We start from the raw sequence: 17,946 nt of genomic DNA on the forward strand, positions 1-17,946 counted from the left end.
CGGCCGTGCGCCGTCTTCCGACAGACGCACGGGAAGTGCCCCGCATCCTTGGCCGTGTGGCCCAGGCGGCGTCGTGTTCGCCAGGTGGCCAACGCGCGCCTCGCGGGACGAGCCAGGTGTCCGACGACACGGCGGCAGCGGCGGTCGTAGGGTCGGTCTCCATGAGCGAGCTGGGAGGCTGCGAAGGTGCGAGAGACGCGGAACTTGATCGGTGGCGAGCTGCGGCCCGCCGCGTCGGGCGAGACGATGGAGCTGACCGATCCGTCGACCGGCAAGGTCTTCGCGACCGCGCCGCGCTCGGGGGAGCAGGACGTCGACGAGGCCTGTCGCGCGGCTGCCGAGGCCTTCCCGGCCTGGCGGGACGCCACCCCCGCCGAACGCAGCCTCGCGCTGCTCCGGATCGCGGAGCGAATGGAGTCCCGAGGCGAGGAGCTCATCCGCCTCGAGTGCGAGAACACCGGCAAGCCCTTCCAGCTCACCCTGGACGAGGAGCTGCCGCCGGCGGTGGACCAGATCCGCTTCTTCGCCGGTGCGGCCCGCATCCTCGAGGGCCGGTCGGCGGGGGAGTACATGCCGGGCCACACCTCGTTCGTGCGCCGCGAGCCGATCGGGGTCTGCGCGCAGGTCACGCCGTGGAACTACCCGATGATGATGGCCGTGTGGAAGTTCGCGCCCGCGCTGGCTGCCGGCAACACCGTGGTCCTCAAGCCGTCGGACACCACGCCCCTCTCGACGGTGTGGATGGCCGAGCTGATGCAGGAGTTCCTGCCACCGGGCGTCCTCAACGTGGTGTGCGGCGACCGCGACACCGGCCGGGCGCTCGTGGCCCACGAGGTGCCGCAGTTCGTGTCCGTGACCGGGTCGATCCGGGCAGGCATGGAGGTCGCCGAAGCAGCGTCGCGTGACCTGAAGATCACCCACCTCGAGCTCGGCGGCAAGGCACCCGTCCTCGTCTTCGACGACGCCGACGTCGAGGCAGCCGCGGCCGGGATCGCCGGCGCCGGCTACTTCAACGCCGGGCAGGACTGCACGGCCGCGTCGCGGGTGCTGGCCAGCGACGCGATCCACGACGATCTGGTCGCCGCGCTGGCCGAGCAGGCACGCGGCACCCGGACGGGGCCGCCGGCGGACGAGCCCGACTACGGCCCGCTCAACAACGCCGACCAGCTCGCCCGCGTGAGCGGCTTCTTCGACCGGGTCCCCGACCACGCCGAGGTGACCGTTGGCGGTCACCCGCTGGCGCGCGACGGGTTCTTCTTCGAACCGACCGTCGTGGCCGGTCTGCAGCAGGACGACGAGATGAGCCAGACCGAGGTCTTCGGTCCGGTGGTGACCGTCCAGCGCTTCAGCGACGAGGACCAGGCGCTTCGCTGGGCCAACGGCGTCAAGTACGGCCTGGCCTCCAGCGTCTGGACCAAGGACCACGGGCGGGCCATGCGGGTCGCCAAGGGCCTCGACTTCGGCGCGGTGTGGATCAACACCCACATCCCGATCGTCGCCGAGATGCCCCACGGTGGGTTCAAGCACTCGGGGCACGGCAAGGACCTGTCCATGTACAGCCTCGAGGACTACACGCGCATCAAGCACGTGATGAGCGACATCACCGTCTGAGCGTCACCGCCGACGTCACCGCCCGGCCAGGAGGCACCATGAGCACCGCGCAGCTGTCGGACGGCAACCTCTGGTTGCACTTCACCCGCACCGCCGACTGGCTCGGGCCGGAGCCGACCGTCCCCGTGCTCGACCACGGCGAGGGCTGCTACGTCTGGGACACCACCGGCAAGCGTTACCTCGACGGGCTGTCGGCGCTGTTCTGCCTCCAGGTGGGCTACGGCCGCCAGGAGATGGTCGAGGCCGCCGCGACGCAGATGGCCAAGCTGCCGTTCTCCACCAACTGGTCCTACGCCAACCAACCCTCGATCGACCTGGCCGGTGCCCTCGCGCAGCGGTTCCCCGGCGACCTCAACCGGTTCTTCTTCGTCAACTCGGGGTCGGAAGCGGTCGAGGGCGCGGTCAAGCTCGCCCAGCAGTACCACCGGCTGAACGGCGAGCCGACCCGCGTGAAGGTCATCAGCCGCAACTACGCCTACCACGGGACGACGCTCGGAGCGCTCGGGGTCACGGGGCTGGCGGGTCTGCGTGAGCCGTTCGAGCCGCTGCGCCCCGTCCACCTGTACGCGCCGAACACCAACGCCTACCGGCCCCAGCACGACGACCCGGCCCAGGCCATCGAGGACCTCATCCTCGAGGCGGGACCCGAGAACGTGTCCCTGGTCATCGCCGAGCCGGTCCAGAACGCGGGCGGGTGCTTCACCCCGCCCGCTGACTACTGGCCCCGCCTGCGCGAGATCTGCGACCGTCACGGCGTCCTGCTCGCCTGCGACGAGGTCATCACCGCCTTCGGTCGCCTCGGCACCTGGACCGGTGCCGAGCGCTACGGGGTCGTGCCCGACATCCTGACCTTCGCCAAGGGCGTCACCTCCGCGTACGCCCCGCTCGGCGGTGTCGCCTTCCGGGACCACATCGCCGCCGCCCTCCAGTCCGAGAAGCACACGATGTTCGTCCACGGGGCGACCTGGGGCGGCCACCCGGTCTCGTGCGCCGTCGCCCTCGCCAACCTCGAGGTCTTCGAGACCGAGGACGTGCTGGCCAACGTCCAGGCCAACGAGGACTGGTTCGGCGACCAGTTGCGCGAGCTGTACGACCGCCACGAGATCGTCGGTGACGTCCGTGGCACCGGCTACTTCTGGGCGCTGGAGTTGGTCAAGGACCGCGAGCACAAGGTGATGTTCGACGACGCGGAGTCCGAGGACCTGCTGCGCGGCTTCCTGTCGTCCCGGATGCTCGAGCTCGGGTTGATCCTGCGCGCCGACGACCGCGACGAGCCCGTGCTCCAGCTGTCGCCACCGCTGGTGGCCGATCGCGCGGTCCTCGGCGAGCTGGTGGACATCGTGGACCAGGTACTCGGCGAGGCACAGAAGCGGACGGAGAACACGTGAGCGCACGCACGGTCGGCATCCCCACCGAGGTCAAGGACCACGAGGAGCGGGTCGCCCTGACACCGGCCGCGGTCGCGTCGGTGGTCGCGCGCGGTCACCGGGTCCTCGTACAGTCCGCCGCCGGCATCGGAGCGGGGTTCAGCGACGGGGACTTCAAGGACGCCGGCGCGGAACTGGTCGGCGACGCCGAGGACGTCTGGGCCGCCGACGTCGTGGTCAAGGTCAAGGAGCCGCAGCGCTCCGAGTACGGCCTGTTCCGTGACGGGCTGACCCTGTTCACCTACCTGCACCTGGCGGCCGAGCCCGAGCTGACCGAAGCGCTGGTGCGCACGGGCGTCGACGCCTACGCCTACGAGACGTTGACCGACCGCGGGCTGCTGCCGCTGCTGGCACCGATGTCCGAGATCGCCGGCCGCGCCGCGGCCATCATCGGGGCCAACCAGCTGTCGGCCGCCTCGGGCGGGTCCGGCACGTTGCTCGGCGGCGCCGCCGGGGTGCCGCCTGCCAAGGTGCTCGTCATCGGCCTCGGGGTCGCCGGCACGATGGCGGCCCGTGGTGCTCGTGGCCTCGACGCGCACGTGACCGGTATCGACGTGGACCTGCAGCGCCTCTACGACCACCACCTCGACGGCACGGTCGACGCGACCCAGATCTCCGAGGCTGCGCTGGTCGCCGCGCACGTCCGCGAGGCGGACCTGGTGGTCGGTGCCGCCCTGGTCCCCGGTGCCCGCGCCCCCACGGTGGTGACCGAGGAGATGGTGGCCTCCATGCGGCCCGGTGCGGTGGTCGTCGACCTCGCCATCGATCAGGGCGGCTGCATCGAGACCGCTCGCCCGACCACCCTCTCCGAGCCGACCTACACCGCACACGGGGTGCTGCACTACTGCGTCACCAACGTGCCGGGCCAGTTCCCGCGCACCGCGTCGGCAGCGCTGTCGGCGGCCGTCGGACCGCGGCTCCTGCGTCTGCTCGACGACCCGGAGGGGCCGGGCTTGACCGGCGCCGCGAACGTGCTCGGGGGCCGGATCGTGCACCCGGCGGTCGCGGCGACCTTCCCCGACCTGCCGCACCGGGACGGCCCCGACACCACGACCCCGGAGGGCTGAGGCTGGTGGCAGCGACGGCGTTCCTCCACCCGTTCACGCGTCCGAGCGCCGACGGGTTCCTGACCATCATGCGAGGTGAGGGCGCGACGGTGTGGGACGCGCACGGACGGTCCTACGTCGATGGCATGGCGTCCCTGTGGTACTGCAACATCGGTCACGGTCGGGGCGAGATCGCGGACGCGGTGGCGACGCAGATGCGCCAGCTGGCCGGGTACCACACCTTCGAACGCTTCACGAACGAACCGACCGAGCAGCTGTGCGAGCGCCTCGCCGCGCGTGCTCCGGTCGCCGGGTCACGGGTGTTCCTGACCTCGTCCGGGTCCGAGGCGGTCGAGACGGCGGTCAAGCTCGCCCGGTTCTCGCACCACCTCGCGGGTGACCCCGCCCGTACCGTGGTCATCAGCCGACGCCCGAGCTACCACGGGGTGGCCTACGCGGGCACGACGCTGACCGGCCTGCCACTCAACCAGGCGGGCTTCGGGCCGTTGCTGCCCGACGTGTGCCAGGTGCCACGGGGCGACCTCGAAGCAGCGGCGGCCGCGTTCGCCGCCAACCCCGGCCGCGTCGCCGCTGTCATCGCCGAGCCCGTCATCGGGGCCGGCGGCGTGTACCCGCCCGAACCGGGGGAGCTCGCGGGCCTGCGTGCCCTGTGCGATCAGCACGGGGCCCTGCTGATCCTCGACGAGGTCATCACCGGCTTCGGCCGCCTGGGTCACTGGTGGGGGGCGGACCGGTACGGGGTGACCCCGGACCTGACGGTGTTCGCCAAGGCGGTCACCTCGGGCTACCAGCCCCTCGGCGGCGTCCTGGTGACACCGCGGGTCCTCGCCCCCTTCGCCGCCGACCCGGACGCGGTCCTGCGGACGGGACACACCTACTCGGGGCACCCCGCGGCATCGGCGGCCGCCCTCGTCAACCTCGACGTCCTCGAGGACGAGGGGCTGCTCGACCGTGCTGTCCACGTGGGCCGGCGCCTGGCCGACGGGCTGTCCAGGCTGATCGACGGGGAGCGCATCGTCGAGGTTCGCGGCGACGGGGCGGTCCGCGCCGTCGGCCTCGGCCCCGGCGTCGACGCCCCGCAGGTGCGCGAGCACATGCTCGCAGCAGGGGTCATCGCACGCCCGATCGGCGCCGGCACCATCGCGTTCTCGCCGCCCCTGGTGATCACCGACGCCCAGGTCGACCGACTGGTCCAGAGCCTCGCGGACGCGGTGGCCCGGCCGGCCGTCCCGGTGGTGACGCGGTGACCGTGGACCTCCGCGGCACCCACCCGACGCGCGGCCTCAGCCTGTGGCAGGACGGCGCCGGACCGCCGCGCCCAGGCCTGGCCGGCGACCGCCGTGCCGACGTGGTGGTGATCGGCGCGGGTTTCACGGGCCTGTGGACCGCGCTGCAGCTCACCGAACGCGACCCAGCTCTGGACGTGGTCGTGCTCGAGGCCGCGACCGTCGGCCACGGGGCATCGGGGCGCAACGGCGGGTTCGTCGAGCCCTCGCTGACCCACGGGCTGCACAACGGTCTCGCCCACTTCCCGGACGAGGTCGACGAGCTCACCCGCCTCGGGGCGGCCAACCTCCGTGGGCTGATCGAGGACGTCGACCGGTTCGCCATCGACTGTGACCTGCACGAGGCCGGGGTCCTCGACGTGGCGACCGAGGGCTGGCAGCTCGACGAACTCGCGGGCGCCGTGGACGCCCACGAGGCCGCCGGCGAGAAGGTCGAGCTGCTCGACCGTGCCGGGGCGCGGGCGCTGGTGGACTCGCCCACCTACGTCGGTGCACTGCACCGTCCCGAGGCGGGCGCCACCGTCGACCCCGGACGGCTCGTCCGTGGGCTGGCGGCCGAGCTCGACCGTCGTGGCGTGCCCGTCCACGAGGGGACACCCGTCACCGAGGTCGCCGAGGACGCCACCGGGGTCCGGGTACGCACGCCCGACGGCACCGTACGGGCCGACCGCGCGGTCCTGGCCACCAACGCCTACAGCCACCGGGTGCTGCCACGGACCGCACGGCACTTCGTCCCCGTCCACGACTACGTGCTGGTCACGGCGCCGCTCACCGCCGAGCAGCGCGCCCGCGTCGGCTGGGAGGGCCGGCAGGGGGTCGCCGACGCCGGCAACCAGTTCCACTACTACCGGCTGACGCCCGACGACCGCATCCTGTGGGGCGGCTACGACGCGATCTACCGCTTCGGCAACGGGGTCGGGACCCGCGACGACCACCGGCGGGCCACCTACGACCGCCTGGCCGCCCACTTCCGCGCCACCTTCCCGCAGCTCGACGACGTGCCGTTCGAGCGCTGGTGGGGTGGCCCCATCGCGACCACGACCCGCTTCACGGCGGTCTTCGGTGACGTCCTCGGCGGTCGGGTCGTCTACGCCCTCGGCTACACCGGCCTCGGCGTCGCCGCGACCCGGTTCGCCGGACACGTGCTGACCGATCGCCTGCTCGACCCCAGCTCGCCGCTGCTCGACCTACGTTTCACCTCGACGGCGCCGTTCCCGTTCCCCCCCGAACCGCTGCGCTGGGTGGGTGTGACGCTGACCCGCCGGGCACTGGCGCGGGCCGACCGGCGCGACGGTCGTCGGGGTCCGTGGCTGCGTGTCCTGGACGCGGCGGGGATCGGGTTCGACTCGTGAGTTCGACCGCACCACCTGACCGAGGAGGACGCAGGTGACCGACGTGAACGTCGCGACCGGTGAGCGGACCGGGGCGGACGCTGCCTCGTCGGCGGAGCCCGCAGCCGTGACCCTGCAGGGCATCACCAAGCGCTTCCCCGGCGTGAAGGGGGCCGACCCGGTCGTCGCGGTCGACGACATCGATCTGCGCATCCGTGACGGGGAGTTCTTCTCGCTGCTCGGCCCGTCGGGGTGCGGCAAGACGACCACGCTGCGCATGATCGCCGGCTTCGAGTACCCGACGGCGGGCAGCGTCCGGATCTTCGGCGACGAGGTCGGCCTCGAGCCGCCGAACCGCCGGCCGGTCAACACCGTGTTCCAGTCCTACGCGCTGTTCCCGCACATGACGGTCGAGGACAACATCGCCTTCGGGCTGCAGATGAAGAAGGTCGAGGGGGCGGAGGCCAAGCGGCGCGTCGCCGAGGTGATCGAGCTGGTGCAGCTGCAGGGCCGCGAGACCCGCAAGCCCAAGCAGCTGTCGGGTGGCCAGCAGCAGCGCGTCGCTCTGGCACGAGCCCTCGTCAACCACCCCAAGGTCCTGTTGCTGGACGAGCCCCTCGGGGCACTGGACCTCAAGCTCCGCCAGGCCATGCAGGTCGAGCTCAAGCAGCTCCAGGAGCGGGTCGGCATCACCTTCGTCTACGTCACCCACGACCAGGAGGAGGCGCTGACGATGTCGGACCGCATCGCGGTCATGGACGGTGGCAAGCTCCTGCAGGTCGGGACCCCCGAGGAGATCTACGCCCGTCCGCGGACGCGGTTCGTGGCCGACTTCATCGGTGACACCAACCTGCTGCGCGCGACGGCGGTGGACGAGGAGCACGCGCGCCTCCCGGACGGGACCACGATCCGGGTGGCCCACGAGGTGCCCGCGGGGACCGAGCTCACGGTCGCCATCCGTCCCGAGCACGTGGGCCTGCGCCGTGCCGACAGCGAACGCGACCTGTCCCTCGACGCGCTGCACGGTGAGGTGACCATGCTGAGCTTCCTCGGCAACGCGATCCTCTACGAGGTCACCGGGGACAGCGGCGATCCGCCGACCAGGATCCGGATCCGTCAGGGCAACGCGCCGGGCATCGAGCACTTCGACGTCGGGGATCGCGTTCGGGTGCGGTGGGCGCCGAGCAGCGCCACCGTGCTCGAGGACTGAGGGGCGCGCGTGTCCACCACGATGCCACCCCCGGAGGTCGAACCCGACCTCGTGGGTCCGGTGCCGCCACCTGGCCCTGGCCTGGAGCGCGACGCCGAGCGGGCCGAGTCACGCCGCGGGTTCCTCATCGGGCTGCCGAGCTACGCCTACCTGGTGCTGTTCTTCGCGCTGCCCCTGTTGATCGTCATCATCTACTCGTTCGCGACGCGGTCGGTCCGCGGCGCCACGATCCTCGGGGGCTGGAACCTCGGCTCGTACTCCCGGTTGACCGACGACCTGGTGCTCGGGATCGCGTGGCGGTCGCTGTGGATCGCGGCGCTGACCACCCTGATCTGCCTGGTGGTGTCCTACCCGTTCGCGTACTACCTGGCGACGCGGCCGGCGCGCACCCGCGCCCTGCTGCTGGTCCTGGTGATGATCCCGTTCTGGTCCAACCTCCTGGTGCGGACCTACGCGTGGCGGTTCCTGCTGTCCAGCGACGGGCCCTTCACGCGGACGCTGCAGTGGCTCGGGTTCGAGAACGCTCAGCTGCTGTTCACCCCCTGGGCGGTGATGATCGGGCTGGTCTACGGCTACCTGCCGTTCATGGTGCTGCCGCTGTACGCCTCGATCGAGCGCCTCGACCACTCGCTGGTCGAGGCGGCACGGGATCTGTACGCGTCCGGGTGGAAGGCGTTCTGGAAGGTCACCTGGCCGCTGACCCGTCCCGGGGTGATCGCCGGATCGATCCTGGTGTTCATCCCGTCGTTCGGTGCCTACGTCACCCCCGAGATCCTCGGCGGTCGCGGCTCGACGATGCTCGGCAGCTACATCGCGCGGCAGTTCATCGGCACCGCCAGCGACTGGCCGTTCGGCTCCGCGCTGTCGGTGGCGATCCTGGTCGTGATGCTGGTCGCGGCGATGACCTACTTCCGCACCGGAGGCAAGAGCCTGTGAGAGGGCATCGGAGCGGCGCCGCAGGCCCCCTGGTGGGGTTGATGGCACCGGAGGCGGTCTCGGAGGAGGGATCATGAGCGTGCTCGAGGCCCCTGGAGCGGCGGCCGACGACGTCGCCGACGACTCGCTCGTGCGGCCGAAGCGCAGCGCCGACCGGCTGCTGGCCGGCAACGCCTGGCTGGTGTTCGCCTTCCTCTACCTGCCGATCCTGGTCCTGGTCGTCTACTCCTTCAACGACAACCAGCGCGTCGGTATCTGGGGTGGCTTCTCGACCCGCTGGTACGGCGAGATGTTCGCCAACACCCGGGTGATGGATGCCCTGTGGACGTCGGTGCTGGTCGCCGTGATCTCGACCGTGATCGCGACCGTCCTCGGCACCGCCGCCGCGCTGTCGATGGAGCGCTACCGCTACCGCAGCCAACGCGCCTTCGACGGGCTGCTGTACCTGCCGGTGATCATCCCCGACATCACGATGGCCGTGATGCTGCTGCTGTTCTTCGTGCAGGCCTTCGACCTGATCTTCCTCGCCACGGGGGCGCAGCTCAGCCGGGGGATCGGCACCATCACGCTGGCGCACGTGGCGTTCAACATCTCCTTCGTGGCCCTGGTGGTCCGGGCGCGCCTGTCCGGCCTGGACGGAGCCCTGGAGGAGGCCGCAGCCGACCTGTACGCGAGCCGCTGGCAGGCGTTCCGCCGGGTGACCCTGCCGCTGATCGCACCGGGGGTGGCAGGCGGCGCACTGCTGGCGCTGACGCTGTCACTCGACGACGTGGTGATCGCCGAGTTCGTCAGCGGTGCGGGTTCGACGACGTTGCCGGTGTACGTCTTCGGGGCGCTCCGCCGCGGCGTGACACCGCTGATCAACGCCGTCTCGGTGCTGATGCTCGGGGGATCGATCCTGCTGGTGCTCATGTCGTTGGCGGTGTCACGCCGGCGCGAGGGCAGCGGGTGAACCGATGAACCGGCCGCGCGACCGGCGACCGACGACCGACGACCGACGAAGCGAAGGGATGATCACGATGAGGCTGCGATGGGTGAGCGCGCTGCTGGTGGGCGCGATGGTGCTGTCCGCCTGTGGGCGCGAGGTCGGTGAGGACGTCGACGCCGGCGCCACCGCTGACGACGCGGGCGACGACACGGCGGCAGACGATGGCGTGGACGACGGCGGCGTGGCTGCCGACACCGTCAGCTGCGAGGTCGGCGAGACCGACGGCGACCTGCTGCTCTACAACTGGTCGGAGTACATGGACCCGGACCTGCTCAGCGCGTTCAGCGAGGAGTACGGGGTCAACGCCACCGAGGACAACTACACCTCCAACGAGGCCCTGATCGCCCAGATCCGTGCCGGCGGGGCCGACTACGACGTCATCGTCCCCTCGGACTACATGGTCGAGATCATGATCGAGGAGGGGCTGATCCTCGCCCTGGACCACGACGCGATCCCGAACATGGCGAACGTGGCCGACGAGTTCGTCGACCCGCCCTACGACCCGGGCCTCGTGCACTCCATGCCCTTCCAGTGGGGCACGACGGGCATCGGCGTCGACACCGAGGCGACGGGCCCGGATCCGGAGCCCACCTGGGGGTGGCTGTTCGACCCGGACATGGCGGGGGAGCTGCCCGGACGCATCTCGATCCTCGACGACCCGCGTGAAGGGATGGCCGCGGCGCTGTACTACCTCGGCTACGACCCCAACACCCAGGACGAGGCGGAGCTCGAGGAAGCAGCCGATCTGATCGACCAGGCCGGCGCGTGGACGGTCACCTACACCTCCGACCAGTTCACCGAGCTGCTGATGACCGGCGAGACCGTGGTCGCCCAGGGCTACAGCGGCAACTTCCTGGACAACTTCGGCAGCGCGGACGACCCGGACCGGTACGCCTACCTGATCCCCGACGAGGGGGCGACGATCTGGACCGACAACATGGCGATCCTGGCCGACTCGGACAGCCCGTGCACGGCGCACACGTTCATCGACTTCATCCTCGACGCCGAGAACGGCGCCCAGCTGACCAACTGGACCTACTACGCCTCGCCGAACGCTGCCGCGATGGAGTTCATCGACGAGGAGATCACCGGCGACCCGGCGATCTTTCCCGACGACGACGTGCGCGAGAACCTGTACTTCCTCGAGAGCACCGGCGACGCCGAGATCCTCTACACCGACCTGTTCACCCGTGCGCAGGGCTGAGGTGGAACTCCTCGGGCACTGGATCGGCGGGAAGCCGACCGATGTCGACACCGACGTGGCACCCGGGTCCCCGGGTGCCACGCGGGTCGGCGACGTCTTCGACCCGGCGACGGGACGAGTTCAGCGCCAGGTCGCCGACCGGCCCCAGTTCTCCTTCCCGACGGCACGCTGATGTGGATCGCGAACCAGCGCATCGACGCGGCAGCCACGGGTGGGTGGATCGACAGCGAGGATCCGGCCACCGAAGAGGTCATCGGACGCGTGCCCGCCGGCGGAGCGGCGGACGTCGAGCGGGCGGTCGCGGCTGCTCGCGATGCGTCGGACGGCTGGCGCTACACGGCCGCCAACGACCGAGCCGAGCTGCTGCACGAGGCCGTGGCGCGCAGCACCGAGCAGCACGACGAGCTCGTGGAGCTGCTGACCCGCGAGCAGGGCAAGGCACGACCCGAGCAGGAGGAGGAGGCCGAGTGGGCCCTGACCTCGCTGCGGTACTACGCCGAGCTCGGCCGCAACGGCAGCGGACGGGTCATCCCGTCGGGTGAGCCGCGATCGCAGCTGAACATGGTGCTCAAGGAGCCGTACGGGGTCGTCGGCGCGATCGTGCCCTGGAACTACCCCCTGCTGCTGCTCGCCTGGAAGCTCGCGCCGGCGCTGGCTGCCGGCAACACCGTGGTGATCAAGCCGTCCGAGCTGACCTCCCTGGTCACCCTCCGCTGGATCGAGAGCTGCTTCGACCACTTCCCGCCCGGCGTCATCAACGTGGTCACCGGGACGGGCGCCGAGGCCGGCGAGGCCCTGGTCGCCCACCCCGACGTGCGGGTCATCGCGATGACCGGCTCGGTCGCGACCGGGCAGCGCATCGCGTCCGTGGCCGCGCCGATGATGAAGCACCTGCACCTCGAGCTCGGCGGCAAGGATGCGTTCGTGGTCGGGCCCGATGCCGATCTCGAGACGGCCGCCGACGCGCTGGCGTACGCGGCGTTGCTCAACGCCGGCCAGGTGTGCACGTCCGCCGAGCGGGTGCTGGTGCCGGCGGGGATGCGCGACGGGTTCGCGGAAGCGGTCACCGCCAAGGTGGCCGACCTCCGTCTCGGTCACGGGCTGGACGCCGGGACCGACCTCGGGCCGATGGCAGCGGACCGGTTCCGCGACAAGGTCACCGCCCACGTCGAGGATGCGGTCAGCCGCGGCGCGCGCGTGGTCACCGGCGGCGGTCGGCCGGACCGTCCGGGCTGGTTCTTCGAACCGACGGTGCTCGTCGACGTCGACGACGACATGGTCATCGCGACCGAGGAGACCTTCGGTCCGACCATCCCGATCTCGACCTACGACCGGCTCGACGAGGTGATCGGGCGCGTGAACGCGTCGACGATGGGCCTCGGCGCGACCCTGCGGTCCTCCGACCCACTCGCGATCAAGCGGTTCTACGAGGGGGTCAAGGTCGGCACGGTCTGGATCAACGACCCGCTGACCGACAACTACGCCGGACCGTTCGGCGGCATGAAGATGACCGGCGGTGGCCGCGAGCTCGGCCCCGAGGGGCTCGAGACCTTCCTCGAGACCAAGCACGTGCACTGGGACTTCAGCCAGGACCGCAAGGACTGGTGGTTCCCCTACGGCGCCGGCGAGGACGACGTGTGACCGATCACGACCTGCCGGACCTGCCCACCCCCGACGACGCCGCGACCCACGGGTTCGACGAACCCTTCGCCCCCGGCACGGGGGAATCGTTCGGGGCGCGGGGCTCGTTCTGCGGCGTGCCGCACCGCCGTGTCGACCAGGTCGAGCCCGGCGAGGTGGTCATCCTCGGGGCACCGTTCGACTGGGGTGCGTCGCACCGCCCCGGGGCTCGGTTCGGACCGAAGGCGATCCGTGAGGCCGACTACCTGCCGCCGGACGGCAGCCGCCCGCACCTGACGGCGGGGGTCGACCCACTCGTGGACCTGCCGGTCGTCGACGCCGGCGATGCCGCGATCGTCGGCGGCTACATCGCCCCCTCGCTGACCAGCATCGAACGCTACGTCCACACCGTCGCGTCGCGCGGTGGCATCCCGATCGTGCTCGGTGGCGATCACACCATCACCTTCCCGGACGCCTCAGGCGTGGCGCGTCACCACGGGTTCGGTCGCATCGCGCTGGTGCACTTCGATGCGCACGCCGACACCGGCGAGGACCAGTGGGGCCAGCTGCACGGGCACGGCACGCCGATGCGGCGCCTGATCGAATCCGGCGCCGTGCCCGGCCACCGGTTCGTGCAGATCGGCCTGCGGGGCTACTGGCCGCCGCCCGAGACGGTCGCCTGGATGCGCGAGCAGCACATGCGCAGCTTCACCATGGAAGAGGTCGTCCAGCGCGGGCTCGAACGCGTCGTCGACGAGGCCGTCGCCCACGCGGCGGGGCCCGGGCCGAACGGCGAAGAGCCGGCGGTCGGTGTGTTCGTGTCGGTCGACGTGGACGTGGTCGATCCGGGTATGGCGCCCGGAACCGGCACCCCCGAACCCGGCGGCCTGACCTCGCGGCAGCTGCTCGACACGGTGCGCCGCCTCGGACGCGACCTCGAGGTGGTCGGGGCGGACGTGGTCGAGGTCGCCCCGCACTACGACCAGCCGATGGACATCACCGCGGCGCTGGCCAACCGCGTCGTGCTCGAGCTGACCACCGGCATGGCGGAGCGCCGCCGCGCGGTGGCCACCGCCCCGTGAGCGCCGACCTCCTCGTCGTCCAGGAGGACCCCGACCGGGGCAGCATCTGGACCGGGACGGGCGAACGGACCGATGCCGTCGCCGTCGTGGACGGCCGCATCGTCGCGCTCGGCACCGAAGCCTGGGATCGGCGTGACGCGCGGACCGAGGTCGTCCCGGTGGCGGACGGCACGCTGCTGCCGGCGTTCCGCGACGGGCACATCCACCCGCTGAACGGGGGCGCCGAGACCCTGGACTGCGACCTGGTCGACAGCGCCGACGTCGGCGAGGTACTGCGCCGGGTCGCGTCGTTCGCCGACGAGCACCCGGCCGAGGCGTGGGTCGTCGGGTGGGGGTACCCGCCCGAGATCCTGCCCGGTGGGACCGGACGCGCGAGCGTCCTCGACGGGGTCGTCGGGGACCGCCCGGTCGCCCTGTGGTCCTCGGACCACCACATGGTGTGGTGCAACAGCGCCGCGCTGCGCGTGGCCGGTATCACGGCGGCGACGGCGGATCCCCCGCGCGGGACGATCGTGCGCGACCGGGACGGCGAGCCCGTCGGCACCCTCCTCGAGGAGGCCGAGCACCTCCTCGACGACCACCTGCCTGCCCGGGGGATCGAGAAGCAGGCCAGGGGGCTGCAGGTCGGCCTCGACCGCATGACCTCCGCCGGCCTCGTGTGGGGGCAGGACGCCTGGATCACCCTGCCGATGCTGCCCGCGTTCGCGCGGGTCGCCGACGCCGGCGATCTGACGGCCGACCTCGACGTCGCGCCCAAGGTCGAGGTGGAGCGCTGGCGGGACCAGCTCGAGGCGTTCCGTGACGCCCGCCGGGACGTCACCGCCGCCACGGCCCGGCGCGCTGCCGACGGGGTGCCCGGCGGACGCCTGACCCTGTCCACCGTCAAGCTGTTCGTCGACGGCGTCATCGAGGGTGGGACGGGCGCGCTGCTCGAGCCGTACTGCGCCCTCGCCCACGATCCGACCAGCGGCGGCGGTCACGGCATCGCCAACTGGGAACCCGGCGAGCTCGCGCGGGCCTGCGCGGCCTTCGACGCGGCGGGTTTCCAGCTCCACCTGCACGCCATCGGGGACCGCGCGGTCCGGGACGCCCTCGACGCCTTCGAGCACGTCGCCGTCGTCAACGGCCACCGGGACCGTCGACCGGTCGTCGCCCACACCCACCTCGTCCACCCGAGCGACCGGGCCCGCTTCCGCGCCCTCGGCGCCGTGGCCAACTTCGAACCCCTGTGGGCACAACCGAACGAGATCATGGTCGACCTCACGGCGCCGCGTCTCGGCCCCGAGCGCAGCGGGTGGCAGTACCCGATCGGCTCGCTGCTGCGCGGCGGGGCGCACATCTCCTTCGGCAGCGACTGGCCGGTGTCGTCCCACCTCCCGCTGCAGGGCATCCAGGTCGCCGTGACGCGGCAGGTCCCGGGCGCGCCGGACGCCGGGGTGCTGCACCCCGAGGAACGCATCACCCGCGACGACGCCCTGCAGGCCTACACCGCCGGGGTCGCGTTCCAGGCCGGCGAGGAGTTGGACACCGGCACCATCGCGGTCGGGCAGCGTGCCGATCTGGTGCTGACCGACGTCGACGTCACGCGGGTGCCCGCCGCTGCCCTCGGTGAGGTGGCGGTGCAGCGCACGTGGCGTGCCGGCACCACCGTCCACGACGTCGGCCGCTGACCTCGGTTCGTCGCCGGCCACGGGCCCTCCCTAGGCTGGTCCGCCACCGCGCCGACGCCGCGCGGCGAGGGACACGAACGCGCCCGGTGACGGGTGCCTGGGAGGGACCACCGTGAGCGAGATCGTCACCGAGGTCGGCAAGGTCGGCATCGTCGGCTGCGGAACGATGGGTTCCGGCATCGCCGAGATCGTGGCCCGCAACGGGCTCCCGGTGGCGTTCGTCGAGGTCGACGCCGGTGCCGTCGAGCGCGGCTCGGCCCGGATCGCCAGCTCGCTCGACCGCCAGGTGTCGCGCGGCAAGCTCGAGCAGGCCGAGCGCGACGCCATCGCCGAGCGCATCCAGGGTTCGGCCGATTGGAGTGTGCTCGGGGACTGCGACCTGATCGTCGAGGCCGTCCCCGAGGTCCTGACCTTGAAGCAGGAGGCGTTCCGGCGCCTCGACGAGGTCGTCCGCGACGACGCCATCCTGGCGACCAACACCTCGTCCCTGCCCGTGATGGACATCGCGGTCCACACCCGGCGCCCCAACCGGGTCCTCGGCTTCCACTTCTTCAACCCAGCGCCGGTGATGAAGCTCATCGAACTGGTCCGCACCGTGGTCACCGACGAGAACGTGGTCGACGTCGCCAAGAGGTTCGCCGAGACCATCGGCAAGGCTCCCGTCGTCGTCGGGGACCGCCGCGGCTTCATCGCCAACCAGCTGCTGTTCCCCTACCTCAACCAGGCCGTCTGGATGGTCGACTCGGGGTACGCGACCAAGGAGGACGTCGACGCGGCGATGCGCTTCGGCGCGGGCCTGCCGATGGGGCCGCTCGCCCTGACCGACCTCGTCGGGATCGACACCTTCGTCGGCATCATGGAGGCCATCCACTCGCAGTTCCAGGACACGCGTTTCGCCCCGCGGCCGATCCTCAGCCAGCTCGCCGCCGCCGGGTTCACCGGCCGCAAGTCGGGCCGCGGGTTCTACGCCTACGAGGAGCCCGGCAGCTCGCGCGTGGTGCCCGACGACTCCGCCCGGGCGCCCGCCGACCCGGACAGCATCGCCGCCTGGACCACCGTCGGGGTGCTCGGGACCGGCACGATGGCCTCCGGCATCGTCGAGGTCTGCGCCAAGGCCGGCTACGAGGTGGTCGTGCGGGGCCGCTCCAAGGAGAAGGCCGAGGCGGTGGCCGCCAAGGTCGCCAAGTCCCTCCAGCGCATGGTCGACAAGGGGCGCGTGTCCGAGGGGGAGATGGTCGCCACCCTCCAGCGCATCAAGCCGACGGCCGACCTCGAGGATCTCGCGCCCTCGGACGTGGTCATCGAGGCGGTCGCCGAGGACCTCGATGTCAAGCGCGAGCTGTTCGCCGAGCTCGCCCCGGTGCTCAAGCCCGACGCGGTCCTGTCCACGACGACCTCCTCGCTGCCGATCATCGAGTGCGCGATGGTCACCGACCGCCCCGACCGGGTGATCGGCCTGCACTTCTTCAACCCTGCCGCCATCATGAAGCTGGTCGAGGTCGTGCCGACGGTCCGCACCGACGAGCAGGTCGTCGAGCAGTCCCGCGCCTTCGTGGACAAGGTCGGCAAGGTCGGCGTGCTGTGCGGCGACCGGGCCGGGTTCATCGTCAACACCCTGCTGTTCCCCTACCTCAACGACGCCGTGAAGATGCTCGAGTCGCACTACGCGACCGCCGAGGAGATCGACACGGCGATGAAGCTCGGCGCCGGGTACCCGATGGGGCCGTTCCAGCTCATGGACGTGGTCGGCCTCGACGTGACCCTGGCCATCATCGAGCGCCTCAAGCAGGAGTTCCGTCAGCCGTCCTACGAGCCGGCCGGGCTCCTGCGGCACATGGTCGACGCCGGGTTCCTCGGACGCAAGGTCGGGCGGGGGTTCTACGTCTACTGATCAGCAGGTCCCGGACGCGGCCGACGAGGAGGTCCCCGCCGGCCCGCGGCCGCTGTGGCGCGAGGCGGTCGGCCTGCTGCCGGACCTCGGACGGCTGCTGCGGTCGCTGAGCCGCGACAAGCGGGTGCCGTGGCACGCCAAGGCCGTCGCTGCCGCGGCCGCGGCGTACGTCGCCTCCCCGGTCGACCTCCTGCCCGACGTGGTGCCGTACGTCGGTGGCATCGACGACCTGCTCGCGGTGCTCATCGCCGTGCGGCGCCTGATCACCGCCGCAGGCTACGACGTGGTGCGCGAGCACTGGACGGGGACCGACGACGGGTTCGGCGTTCTGATCGTGCTGGCCGGCGTCGGCACCTCGCGTCACCATCGTGCGGCCCCCTCGTCGGGGACCGAGGAGTGAGCGGTCTCGACCTCCCGCAACTCGACGGCTACGAGGTCGACCGGGTCCCCGGCTTCCGTGCCGACAAGGAGTACCTGTGCCCGGGGTGCGGCAACCCGATCCCCCCGGGCGCCGGCCACGTGGTCGTGTGGCCGTGCGAGCAGGTCGACCTCCGGCGCCATTGGCACCAGCACTGCTGGCGGCTCGCCGTGCGGCGCGGCCGTCCGTGAGGCGCCGCTAGCCT

The 17,946-nt window shown here is 71.6% G+C and carries 16 protein-coding genes; all 16 read left to right on the forward strand.

Features of this window, described 5'->3' with window-relative positions:
- Positions 1-204 precede the first annotated feature (204 nt).
- The 16 genes from NITAL_RS10725 to NITAL_RS10795 all read left to right on the forward strand — a co-directional run bounded on the left by NITAL_RS10725 (position 205) and on the right by NITAL_RS10795 (position 17,932).
- Positions 205-1,611: a gamma-aminobutyraldehyde dehydrogenase gene (locus tag NITAL_RS10725; RefSeq protein WP_342674224.1), complete on the forward strand. Its 1,407-nt coding sequence runs from the start codon at positions 205-207 to the stop codon at positions 1,609-1,611.
- Positions 1,612-1,649: 38 nt separating this feature from the next.
- A complete protein-coding gene (locus NITAL_RS10730) occupies positions 1,650-2,999 on the forward strand; it encodes an aspartate aminotransferase family protein (protein WP_052666231.1) in 1,350 nt (449 codons plus the stop codon).
- Complete coding sequence (gene ald, locus NITAL_RS10735; RefSeq protein ID WP_052666232.1) at positions 2,996-4,105, forward strand: alanine dehydrogenase; 1,110 nt, start codon at positions 2,996-2,998, stop codon at positions 4,103-4,105. The genes NITAL_RS10730 and ald overlap by 4 nt, the downstream gene beginning before the upstream one ends.
- 5 nt (positions 4,106-4,110) lie before the next feature.
- Positions 4,111-5,352 (forward strand): aminotransferase family protein, encoded by a 1,242-nt coding sequence (locus NITAL_RS10740; RefSeq protein ID WP_052666233.1) that lies wholly within the window; start codon positions 4,111-4,113, stop codon positions 5,350-5,352.
- Complete coding sequence (locus NITAL_RS10745) at positions 5,349-6,743, forward strand: NAD(P)/FAD-dependent oxidoreductase (protein ID WP_052666234.1); 1,395 nt, start codon at positions 5,349-5,351, stop codon at positions 6,741-6,743. The genes NITAL_RS10740 and NITAL_RS10745 overlap by 4 nt, the downstream gene beginning before the upstream one ends.
- Positions 6,744-6,786: 43 nt before the next feature.
- The gene (locus NITAL_RS10750; protein ID WP_052669587.1) at positions 6,787-7,932 is read left to right on the forward strand and encodes a polyamine ABC transporter ATP-binding protein; all 1,146 of its coding nucleotides are present in this window, start codon (positions 6,787-6,789) and stop codon (positions 7,930-7,932) included.
- Between the two features lie 9 nt (positions 7,933-7,941).
- Complete coding sequence (locus NITAL_RS10755) at positions 7,942-8,868, forward strand: ABC transporter permease (protein ID WP_211262330.1); 927 nt, start codon at positions 7,942-7,944, stop codon at positions 8,866-8,868.
- A gap of 73 nt (positions 8,869-8,941) precedes the next feature.
- Positions 8,942-9,820, forward strand: a complete 879-nt coding sequence (locus NITAL_RS10760; RefSeq protein ID WP_083441446.1) for an ABC transporter permease — start codon at positions 8,942-8,944, stop codon at positions 9,818-9,820.
- 82 nt (positions 9,821-9,902) lie between these two features.
- On the forward strand, positions 9,903-11,060 hold the full coding sequence (locus NITAL_RS10765; RefSeq protein WP_211262331.1) for an ABC transporter substrate-binding protein: 1,158 nt from the start codon (positions 9,903-9,905) through the stop codon (positions 11,058-11,060).
- Positions 11,047-11,232, forward strand: coding sequence for a hypothetical protein (locus tag NITAL_RS27220; RefSeq protein ID WP_157041759.1), 186 nt, complete (start codon positions 11,047-11,049; stop codon positions 11,230-11,232). The genes NITAL_RS10765 and NITAL_RS27220 overlap by 14 nt, the downstream gene beginning before the upstream one ends.
- Positions 11,232-12,701: an aldehyde dehydrogenase family protein gene (locus NITAL_RS10770; RefSeq protein ID WP_052666236.1), complete on the forward strand. Its 1,470-nt coding sequence runs from the start codon at positions 11,232-11,234 to the stop codon at positions 12,699-12,701. The genes NITAL_RS27220 and NITAL_RS10770 overlap by 1 nt, the downstream gene beginning before the upstream one ends.
- Before the next feature lie 20 nt (positions 12,702-12,721).
- Positions 12,722-13,762 carry an agmatinase gene (gene speB / locus NITAL_RS10775; protein WP_083442150.1) on the forward strand — a complete coding sequence of 347 codons (1,041 nt, stop codon included), beginning with the start codon at positions 12,722-12,724 and terminating at the stop codon, positions 13,760-13,762.
- A complete protein-coding gene (locus tag NITAL_RS10780) occupies positions 13,759-15,432 on the forward strand; it encodes an amidohydrolase (RefSeq protein WP_052666237.1) in 1,674 nt (557 codons plus the stop codon). The genes speB and NITAL_RS10780 overlap by 4 nt, the downstream gene beginning before the upstream one ends.
- Positions 15,433-15,553: 121 nt before the next feature.
- Positions 15,554-17,323, forward strand: coding sequence for a 3-hydroxybutyryl-CoA dehydrogenase (locus NITAL_RS10785; RefSeq protein WP_157042166.1), 1,770 nt, complete (start codon positions 15,554-15,556; stop codon positions 17,321-17,323).
- Positions 17,324-17,447: 124 nt separating this feature from the next.
- Positions 17,448-17,723, forward strand: a complete 276-nt coding sequence (locus NITAL_RS10790) for a YkvA family protein (protein ID WP_052666238.1) — start codon at positions 17,448-17,450, stop codon at positions 17,721-17,723.
- The gene (locus NITAL_RS10795; RefSeq protein WP_052666239.1) at positions 17,720-17,932 is read left to right on the forward strand and encodes a hypothetical protein; all 213 of its coding nucleotides are present in this window, start codon (positions 17,720-17,722) and stop codon (positions 17,930-17,932) included. Before NITAL_RS10790 ends, NITAL_RS10795 begins: the two co-directional genes overlap by 4 nt.
- Positions 17,933-17,946 lie beyond the last annotated feature (14 nt).

Source organism: Nitriliruptor alkaliphilus DSM 45188, assembly GCF_000969705.1.
GTDB lineage: Bacteria > Actinomycetota > Nitriliruptoria > Nitriliruptorales > Nitriliruptoraceae > Nitriliruptor > Nitriliruptor alkaliphilus.

Coding starts and splice junctions, on each gene's coding strand:
- NITAL_RS10770 (WP_052666236.1), top strand. CDS start 11,232: ATGTGGATCGCGAACCAGCGCATCGACGCGGCAGCCACGGGTGGGTGG.
- NITAL_RS10760 (WP_083441446.1), top strand. CDS start 8,942: ATGAGCGTGCTCGAGGCCCCTGGAGCGGCGGCCGACGACGTCGCCGAC.
- NITAL_RS10730 (WP_052666231.1), top strand. CDS start 1,650: ATGAGCACCGCGCAGCTGTCGGACGGCAACCTCTGGTTGCACTTCACC.